At 72.0% G+C, this 9,007-nt stretch carries 6 protein-coding genes; 1 reads left to right on the top strand and 5 read right to left on the bottom strand.

Going from position 1 to position 9,007, the window contains the following annotated elements:
- Positions 1–256 precede the first annotated feature (256 nt).
- Together sepH and E1295_RS45630 are read right to left on the bottom strand one after the other, a co-directional pair.
- Entirely contained in the window at positions 257–3,385 is a 3,129-nt protein-coding gene (sepH, locus tag E1295_RS50525) for a septation protein SepH (RefSeq protein ID WP_220449233.1), read from the bottom strand.
- A gap of 161 nt (positions 3,386–3,546) precedes the next feature.
- On the bottom strand, positions 3,547–4,506 hold the full coding sequence (locus E1295_RS45630) for a protease inhibitor I9 family protein (RefSeq protein WP_132641262.1): 960 nt from the start codon (positions 4,504–4,506) through the stop codon (positions 3,547–3,549).
- A 111-nt stretch (positions 4,507–4,617) separates the two neighbouring features.
- Between E1295_RS45630 and E1295_RS45625 the strand changes: the two genes are divergently transcribed.
- Positions 4,618–5,460 (top strand): hypothetical protein, encoded by an 843-nt coding sequence (locus E1295_RS45625; protein ID WP_132641260.1) that lies wholly within the window; start codon positions 4,618–4,620, stop codon positions 5,458–5,460.
- Here E1295_RS45625 and E1295_RS45620 read toward each other — a convergent pair.
- The 3 genes from E1295_RS45620 to E1295_RS45610 are packed head-to-tail and all read right to left on the bottom strand — an operon-like array spanning position 5,436 to position 8,744.
- On the bottom strand, positions 5,436–6,713 hold the full coding sequence (locus tag E1295_RS45620; RefSeq protein WP_132641258.1) for a D-arabinono-1,4-lactone oxidase: 1,278 nt from the start codon (positions 6,711–6,713) through the stop codon (positions 5,436–5,438). The two genes, E1295_RS45625 and E1295_RS45620, sit on opposite strands and share 25 nt — an antisense overlap.
- Before the next feature lie 44 nt (positions 6,714–6,757).
- Positions 6,758–7,486, bottom strand: a complete 729-nt coding sequence (locus tag E1295_RS45615) for a polysaccharide deacetylase family protein (protein WP_132641256.1) — start codon at positions 7,484–7,486, stop codon at positions 6,758–6,760.
- Between the two features lie 55 nt (positions 7,487–7,541).
- Positions 7,542–8,744 (bottom strand): MFS transporter, encoded by a 1,203-nt coding sequence (locus tag E1295_RS45610; RefSeq protein ID WP_132641254.1) that lies wholly within the window; start codon positions 8,742–8,744, stop codon positions 7,542–7,544.
- Positions 8,745–9,007 lie beyond the last annotated feature (263 nt).

Here is a 9,007-nt window from a genome sequence, read left to right as displayed (position 1 = left end):
CCCACCGACCACCCACCCGCGCCCTGATTCTCGCTCACTGACCGTCACTGCCCCATCGACCTGGTGGCCCGCTGAGCTGCTGGCCTGCTGGTGCGCTGTGCGTTGACCGCTCGCTGGATGCCGTCGGCTGGCGTGCCATGCCGGTGCTGCCGGTCCGGATGAGCGCTGGACGCGGTGGGCTCGCCCGGGTGCTGAACCTCGCACGCCAGATGAGCACCGGGCCGTGCGAGGCCGGCCGGTCCCTGGCGGCCTGAGGTCAGTCCTGGCGGCGGGCGCCGAACATGATTTCGTCCCAGCTCGGGACCGAAGCCCTGCGGCCCCTGGAGCCCTTGCGCGCCGGACGGGCGGCCGGGGCAGGAGGCGGGGACGGCACCGGTACGGCCGGGTCGTCCTTGCCGCCCTTGCCCTTCTCGCTGTCCTTGCCCGCACGGGCCGCCGGCACCGACGGCTTCGGCTTGGGGCTGGGAGCGGGCTTCGGCTTGGGCGCAGGCGGCTTCGCTTCCCTGGCCGCCTCCTCAGCACCGGATCCGGCATCGGTCCCGGTCCCGGCCTCCGCCTCGGCCTCTTTCTGGGTTCCGGTCTCGGTCTCGGTCTCGGTCTTGGTCTCGGTCGAAGCCTGGGTCTCGGCCTGGGTTGAAGTGCCGGGTCGGGCCTCGGCGTCCGGGGTGGCGGGCTGAATGCTCGACGGACGGTCCTTTGCTGCCTCGGTCTCCCCGGCCTTCTCTGCCCTCGTGTCAGCGGCCCTGGTGTCGGCGGCCCTGGTGTCAGCGGCCCTGGTGTCAGCGGGTTCGGCGTCGGCGGTCGCGGCGGCTCCACTGCCGGAGGTCTCGGCCTCTGCGGCTTCGCCGGCGGCCGTTTCCGTCTTGGTGGCGTCCGGCTCCTTGGCATCCGTGACCGTGGTCTCGGCGGTGCCGGTGCTCCCGGTCGTGGCGGTGTCCGAGGTCGCGGCGGCGATGGTCGTGTCGTCGGCGTCGTCGGCGTCGTCGGGGTTGTCGGTAGTGACGGCCTCGGTGGCTTCGGCGGCTTCGGGAGCCTCGGACTCTGCCGCACTCTTCGTGGCTTCGGAGACCTCGGCCTCGGCTGCGGTCTGCGTGGCTTCGGAGACCTCGGTCTCGGCTGTGGTCTGGGTGGTGTCGGGCGTCTCCGCCTCTGCCGCGACCTTCGTGGTCTCGGAGGGCTTCGTGTCCGGGGCGTCGGGTGTCCTGGCCGGGGCTTCGGCGGGTTCGGGCGTGTCGGTAGCGGACGTCGTGTCCGCGGCGGGCGCCGTGGTTCCGGAGGGTCCGGAAGCGGCCGCCGGTGAAGGCGTGGCGCTGGACTCCAGGGTGGCTGTCTGCGCGGTCCGAATCGTCGGCTGCGCGGGCTGAACCGGGGTCTCCTGGCCGGGCTGCGGGGCCGCTTCGGAGCGGGTAGCCGCCTCCGGAGAGGTTGCGGACTCGTCGGAGGCAACCGCTTCCGCGACCGGTCGGCTCTCCGTTTCGGGCCGGTCGGCCGTCTGCGATTCCCCGGCCGGCTGGGCAGTGGTTTCGGACTGCGCGGCCGTCTCTGCATCCTGAGCCGGCTGGCTGGCCGTCTCGGGCTGGGTGGACGGCTGCGTTTCGTCGGACGGCCGGCTGGGCAGCGCTGTCGCTTCCGGGCTCGCGGTGAACTCCGATCGGAGGGCCGGCGCCGCTTCGTCGACCGGCTGGGCGGCCTGCGGGGTGGCGGTCGGCCATGCCTGGGCGGCGGGTTGTCCGGGCGCGGCGAGCTGGTCCGGGCCCTCCTGAGCCGGGCGGTCCTGGGAGGTGGGCTCGTCCTGGGTGGTGGGCGCGGTCGCGGACTCTGCGGGGACCGGCGTCGAGGACGGGTGTGGGTCCGGGGACGCCGGTGGCGGCGTGGCCGGGGTGGGCGAGGCGGGTGCGTAGATCGAGTCGGTGTCGCGCTCGCCCGCACGCCCGGGACCGAAGTCGGGCAGCCGCGTCGAAGACCCGTCGCGGCGGGACGAGGTGTCGCCGGGGCGGGCATAGCCGCTCTCACGAACAGGAGGCTCGGAGCGGAAGCTGTCCCGTGACGGCGGCTCCTGGCGGTGGCCGGGCTCGTGCGACGGGGCGTGGCCGGGCTGGTGCGACGGAAGGTGGCCGGGCTCGTGCGACGAAGCATGACCGGGCTGGCTCGACGGAGCGTGGCCGGGCTGGTGCGACGGGGCGTGGCCGTGCTCGCGTGACGGCTCCTGCCAGGGACCCGCCTGTCCGGCGGCGTCGTAGCCGAAGGCGGACTCGCGCGCGGGTGGGCCCTCGCGATGCCCGGAAGCGTGGGACGGGTCCTGGCGGCGGGTCGGCTCGCCGGACCGCTCGTGGCGGCCGGGGCCTGCGGTGTCGAGGTCGGACTCCTCGCGGCGGGAGTCCGCGGTGTCGTGGCGAGGTGGAGCGTGGCGGGAGTCTGCGGTGTCGTGGCGAGGCGGAGCGTGGCGCGAGGAGGAGTCCGTGTCGAAGGACGGCTCCCACGCCGGGGCGGGCTCGCGCGGTGGAGCGGACCGGTCGAACGGCATCCCGCGCGCCTCACGGGAGGCGGTGTCACGGGACGCGGCATCGCGCGACGGCGTCCCACGGGACGGCGGCGTGTCGCGGGACGGCGGCTCCTGCGGCCGCGCGTACGACGTCTCGGACGACCGAGGCGGCGGGTTGTAGCCCACCGCCGGCTCCTCCGGTTCGCGCCGCGAGACGGGGGGGAACGGCAGCGCGTCGGAGGACAGCGGCGGCACCGGCTGCAGCTTGGCCACCCGGGGCGCGAACGGCGTCACCGTGGTGTCCTCGACCACGGGCGGCTCGGGGTCGAAGTCGGCGGCGGACAGGCGCAGGGCCTCGTCGTCGTGGGGGGTCACGTGGCGCTTGCGCGGGTCGAAGAGCCATTCGGCGTGCCGGGTGTGACCGTTCCACACGTAGCCGAGCTTGACCCGCCACAGGCCGTCGTCGCGTTTGGCGGAATCCCAGTCGATCTCGTCGGTGGGCACGCCGCGTCTGGTCAGGCGCTCGGCGACGAGGTCGCCGAGGGTCGGGCCCGGTGAGGACTCGCCGGGCATGCGTACGGACACCCGCTGCGCCTGCTGGGCGACGTATTCGCGCTCCTGCAGCACCGGCCCCTCGAACCAGCGGACTCGCTCGACCGGGATCCCGGCGGTCGCGGCTATCTCCTCCGCCGTCTCTCCGGCGCGGATGCGGGCCTGGATCTCCTTGGGACGCAACGGACTCTCCACTTCGATCTCGTACTGGCCGAGACGGGAGAAGTTGCCGCGGACGGCAGCACGGAGCCGGTCGTCCACGGGAAGCGTGAAGCGCGTACCCCGCCCGGCAGTAGCCAGCACGAGATAGGTGCCGTCCTCACTCACCGCGACGAGTCGGAGCTCCTGCATGCGAGTCCTTTCGTCAGCGTCGCCATTCTTCCCCCGGACCCTTGAGTCTCTCGCGTGTGCCGGTTGCCTGCCAGCACCGTACCCGGCATGTCCGAACATCGCCTTCCTGGGATAGTCCCGAGGTGATGTGACGCCGGTCACATTCGAGGAATCCATCGCCTCTAGAGCCCGCCGTCGCGCATGAGGAGGTTAGAGGCCCTCGAAGGATTCTGGCGAATCTCGCCGCGCGCCGGAGCGCACTTGAGCCAAGAGGCCACGACGGACGGGTGAGCGGCGGGATGGAGATGCAGGTGCCGGGCGGCGCCGCCGGCGATGTACGGAGCGTAACCGGAGTACGCGACTCCTGCCTTGGTGAGCTGACACGCGCGGGAATGTGTCGTTCCGACGACGAACACCCCCGATCGCACCAGAGTGCGTACGGCGCGGCCGAGGGCGGGCGAGTCGGCGCCGTCGATGGACAGGTTCGCGACGGAGGGGCCGCGCGCGTGCCTCCGGATCCAGTCGAGGCCCGCCAGCGCGTCGGCCAGCGTGCCGGAGCCGCCGCAGCCGAGCACGCGTACGGAGGCGATCCGCGCCTTGGGGGCGACGGCGTGGACGCGGCCCGCGGTGCGCGTGCCCGTGCCGGCGCAGTCGTGCCCGGTGCCGCCGGTGGCGTCGAAGGCCCGCCAGGTCCGGTCGCCGAACTCGGCCCGGCCGGGGTCGAGCCCGCTGTCCACGACGTACACGGTGGTGCCGGCGCCGGTGGCCCCCGCGAGGGCCGGGCCGGCCGGCGGAGGGTCGGCGCTCCTGCTGGTCATGGGGTGGATCTGCCGGTCGGCCTCGACCGCGCGTACCCGCGGGTCGGTCCGGAGCTCGGCCAGTTCGGCGGCGGTGAGGAAGGTGGCGAACCCCGGCAGCGCCGCGGTGTAGTAGCGGCGCACCCGCCATCGCGCCTCGCCGACGAGGTCGCGGGCGGCGCCTCGGCCGCGCGCGGTCACGATGTAGGGCCGGACGGGTTCGGTCACGGCGGGGCGCCGGGAGGTTCCGGAGGCGGGCGTCATGGCCAGCGGGATGGCGGTCGTGGCGGCCGTGGCCACAGCCGCGGCGAGGTAAACGGAGGGCAGGCCGAGTCGTCGGGGCACGAGCTACGAGGTTGCCTGTCGCGCACGTCACAAGAACATCAGGACACGCCGTCGCGTCTGATCCCGGGAAAGTTTTTACCGAACAACGATACGAGGGGACTGATCCGGGGGATGAGCGGCGAGCAGCGGACTTTTGAGCTGACCGTCCCACAGATCATGGGGAGCGCCCTGGCCGCGGTGACCGCGGCCGTGGCCGCTTCCTATCTCGGCGTCGCAGGGACAGTGATCGGCGCCGCGGTCGTCAGCGTGGCCAGCACGATCGCGGGCGCCGTCTACACGCACTATCTCGCGCGTACGTCAGACCGGGTCAAGCAGCGCGCACTGGTGGTGCGGAAAGCGGAAACCTCAGGTGACGGGACCGTGAAGGAGGAGCCCGCCGGCAAGGCGGACAAGGAAGAGGAGAAGGGGCCGGCGCCCGTCGTGCCGGCCGCCGAGCCTGCGTGGCGGCTGCTGCCGTGGACGCGGTTAGGGGCGGCGGCGGTCGTGGTGTTCGCGCTGAGCATGGGCGGCATCCTGATCTATCAGGCGGTGGCCCAGAGAACCGTCCACGAGCAGGTCACCGGCAAGCAGCCCAAGGGCGCGGACGAACGATCCGCGCCGGTCGGTGAGAAGAAGAAGGAGGAGGAGCGCCCCACCCGGAAGCCCGAGTACGTACGCGGCATGGTCACCCGCGACCCCACCACGCCGGAGCCCACGAAGACCCCCGGCAGGACCCCGTCCCAGCGGCCCGCGCCCACGAAGACGGTCACGGTGTCCCCCTCTCGCCCGCCGTCGTCCTCCTCGGCCACCCCGCCGCCGGTGGTGGACGACCAGCCGGGGGAGGAGATGCCGTCGGAGGAGTCGCAGCTCACCGACCCACCGGCGCTCGACGACCGGCCAGGACACCCTGAGCGGCCCGACTCCACCGACCAGGCGGACAGGCCCACCGGCTATCCGAGCACGACGTCGAGGTAGGCGTTGGTGAACAGGCGCTGCGGGTCGAGGCCGTCGCGCAGCGCCTGGAAGTCAGAGAAGCGGGGATAGACCCCGGCCAGGGACGCGGCGTCCCTGGTGTGCAGTTTGCCCCAGTGCGGCCGGCCGTCCAGCCGGGTCATGATCTCCTCGACTCCCGCGAAGTACGCCGGGTCGGGCGTCGGACGGTAGACGTGGCAGGCGACGTACGCGGACGGGCGGCCGTACGCGGTGGACAGCCAGGCGTCGCTGGGCGGCGTGACGCGCACCTCCACCGGGAAGGTGATCCTCCAGTCCATCCGCTCGATGAGGTCACGCGTCTCGCGCAGGGCCTGGGCCAGGCGCTGGCGGGGCACCGCGTACTCCATCTCGAGGAAGCGCACGTCGCGCCGCGCGGTGAAGATCTTGTACGACGTGTCCACCGACTCCGAGTCCCCGAGGACGGCCGCGCTGACCGCGTTGATCCGCGGGATCAGGCGCGGTACGCGGGCCCCGAGGGCGCAGGCCGCGCCGAAGACGGTGTTCTCCAGGAACACGTTGTCCAGCCACCACTTGACGGCGCCGGGCGGCCGGGCCGGACCCGCGTCCCTGTTGCCGGTCTTGACCAGGCAGGCGTCGGTGTGCGGCAGCCAGAAGAAGTCGAGGTGCTCGTTGGCGGAGGTGAGGGCGTCGAGCGAGGCGAGGATCTCGCTGAGCGTCAGCTTGCGCCGCCGGTGGCGCAGCAGGAACGCGGGCTCCACCCGGAACGTCACGGCGGTCAGCACCCCGAGCGCGCCCAGGCCCACCCGGGCGGCGTCGAACAGGTCCTCGCCGGGCGTGACGGTCGCGACCGAGCCGTCGGCGAGCACCAGCTCCAGCTCGGTGACCTGGTCGGCGAGCCCGCCGCTGTCGCGTCCCGTGCCGTGGGTGCCGGTCTGGATGGCGCCCGCCACGGTCTGCTCGGTGATGTCGCCCATGTTGGCCAGGGCCAGGCCGCGCTCGTCGAGCAGCTCGTTCAGCACCCGCAGCGGCGTGCCCGCCAGCACGGTGACGCGGTCGTCCGCGCATGACCTGATCCCGGTCAGCGCGCCTGGGCGCAGCATGATGCCGTCGGTGAGGGCCACCCCGGTGAAGGAGTGGCCCGTGCCGACCATGCGGACCCGCCGCCCGGAGGCGGCGGCGTCCCGCACGGCGCGTACGACGTCCGTGACGGAGGCCGGCGTACGCACTTCCGCGGGGGTGCCCGACTGGTTGCGCGCCCAGTTGACGAAGGTCATGAGCACCCCCTTCAGCGTCTCGCCCGGTCAGCCGCGGGGGAGGCTCACTTGTTCTCCCAGCCGGCGGGCACGGGGTAGACGTCGCCGGGCTCCAGCTTGACGTCCTGGCCCTTGAGCACCTCGGACACCGTCACGAGGTGGTAGCCCTTCTTCTTCAGCGACTTGACGATCGAGGGCATGGAGTCGACGGTCTGCTTCACCCAGTCGTGCATGAGCACGATGCTCCCGGGCTTGGCCACCTCCATGGACTTCTTCTTGATGGCCGTGGCGTTCTTCGAGCTCCAGTCCTCGTTGCCGCCGGTCCACAGGATGATCGGCATGCCGAACTCGGTGGCCACGTCGGAGACCTGCAGGTCGACCATGCCGTACGGCGGCCGCAGCAGCTTGGGCTCGACGCCCGCCGCCTTCTTCACCGCCTCCTGGGTCTTCTTGATCTCGGCCCTGACGTCCCACTTCTCGACCTTGCGGAAGTCGGGGTGGGTGTAGCTGTGGTTGCCGAGTTCGTGGCCCTCGGCGACCATGCGCTTGACGTAGGACGGGCGGCTCTTCACGTACTGGCCCTCAAGGAAGAACGTCGCCTTCACGTCGTACTTCTTGAGCGTGTCGAGCAGCTTGCCCGCGTACTTGCCTGGGCCGTCGTCGAAGGTCAGGGCGACGCACTTGACCTGCGCGCAGTCGACCGCCTTCTTGGGGGCCTGGGCCAGTGCGGACGTCGGCGTGAGGGTGACGCAGACAGCCGCGATGGCTAGGAGTGAACTGATCTGTCGGGACATAACTCGTAGCTTCCAGTGTGATGGGTGTTGCGAGGGATGTCCCGACGGTAGCGGATCAGCTCTTCGCGGGTGAAGAAGCCTCGGGAATTCTCAGCAGACCTGAACCTGCGGCCCCGGCGGCCGCGGCCAGAGCCGCCGCCCCCAGGGCGAAGCCGTAGGCGTTGGACGCGCCGTACGCCTCGGTGAGCCGCCCGCCCGCCCACGCGCCGATCGCCACGCCGAACCCGATGGAGGTCGAGATCCACGCCATGCCCTCGGTGAGCAGCGACGGCGGCACCAGCCGTTCGGTGAGGGAGAAGCCCGTGATGATCGTCGGCGAGATGGCGAAGCCGGCCAGGAACAGCGCGAAGGCCATGATCCACACGTTGCCGATGAACATGATCGGCAGCAGGCCCACTACGAGCATCGCGAGCGCCCGTACGAACCGTCCGCGCAGCGAGATCCTCCAGTGCCGCGAGCCGAACCACAACGCCGACACCATCGACCCACCCGCGAACGCCCCGACCAGGAACCCCGCGGCCGCCTTCACCCCGTGCTCCTCCGCGAACGCCACCGTGACCAGGTCGACCGACCCGAACACCGCGCCCAGCCCCAGGTAGACGCAGGACAGCAGGGCGATGCCGGGAATCAGGATGGGCGTGCCCGACGACGAGGTGAGCCGCTGCACGGGCGGCTGGGTGCGCCGCTGCGCCGCCAGCGCCAGGCTGCCGAAGAGCATGCAGAGCAGCGCCACGGTCAGCCCGGCGAACGGATTGACGCCCGTGGCGAGCAGCGTGACCAGCACGGGACCCGTGACGAACGTCACCTCGTCCAGCACGGACTCGAACGCGAACGCGGTGTGCAGCGTGCCGGAGCCGGCGTGGATCGACGACCAGCGGGCCCGCACCATCGAGCCGATGGACAGCGACGTGGCCCCGACCAGCAGGCCCGTGACGTAGAGCGTCCAGGCGGGCAGGCCGTACCCGGCGCACAGCATGAGGGCGGTCAGGGCGAGCGCGTTGACGAGGGCGAACGGCGGTATCACCCGGCTCTGGCCGAACCTGTCGACCAGGCGGCCCGACAGCGGGGCGGCGATCGCGAACGACACGTTGGTGGTGGCGGCCACCGCGCCCGCCACGGCGTACGAGCCCGTCAGGGTCTGGACCAGCAGCACGACCCCGATGCCCAGCATCGACATCGGCATCCGCCCGATGAAGCCCGCCAGCACGAACCCTGTGGTTCCGGGCCTGGTGAACAACCCCCGGTAAGGCCCGACCACGCCGTTTCCCCCTTACGTCAAGGACCTCACCATCGCGCACCGAGTGTCCGGACGGCAAGTGATATTTCCGGCGGGTGGGTTAACGTGTGCCGCGTGTCCGGTCTTCCCTCGTTTCGCGCGGTCATGCTCATGGTGCTCGCCGTGCTGGTGGTCACCGTGGCGGCCGGTGGAGTCGTCGTGATCCTCGGCGATGATCTGGTCAGCACCGCCGGCGAGCCCGTACGCAGCCCGCGCGCCCAGCAGTCGCGGCCCACCCCCACGAC

The organism is Nonomuraea mesophila (genome assembly GCF_004352805.1).
GTDB classification, from domain to species: domain Bacteria; phylum Actinomycetota; class Actinomycetes; order Streptosporangiales; family Streptosporangiaceae; genus Nonomuraea; species Nonomuraea longispora.
The sequence above is the reverse complement of the archived record's forward strand: the minus strand, read 5'-3'. Positions and strand labels throughout refer to the sequence as shown.

What these genes read in the sequence shown, in the direction of transcription:
- sepH (WP_220449233.1), bottom strand. Translation starts at nt 3,385, where the DNA reads ATGCAGGAGCTCCGACTCGTCGCGGTGAGTGAGGACGGCACCTATCTC.
- E1295_RS45625 (WP_132641260.1), top strand. Translation starts at nt 4,618, where the DNA reads ATGAGCGGCGAGCAGCGGACTTTTGAGCTGACCGTCCCACAGATCATG.
- E1295_RS45620 (WP_132641258.1), bottom strand. Translation starts at nt 6,713, where the DNA reads ATGACCTTCGTCAACTGGGCGCGCAACCAGTCGGGCACCCCCGCGGAA.
- E1295_RS45615 (WP_132641256.1), bottom strand. Translation starts at nt 7,486, where the DNA reads ATGTCCCGACAGATCAGTTCACTCCTAGCCATCGCGGCTGTCTGCGTC.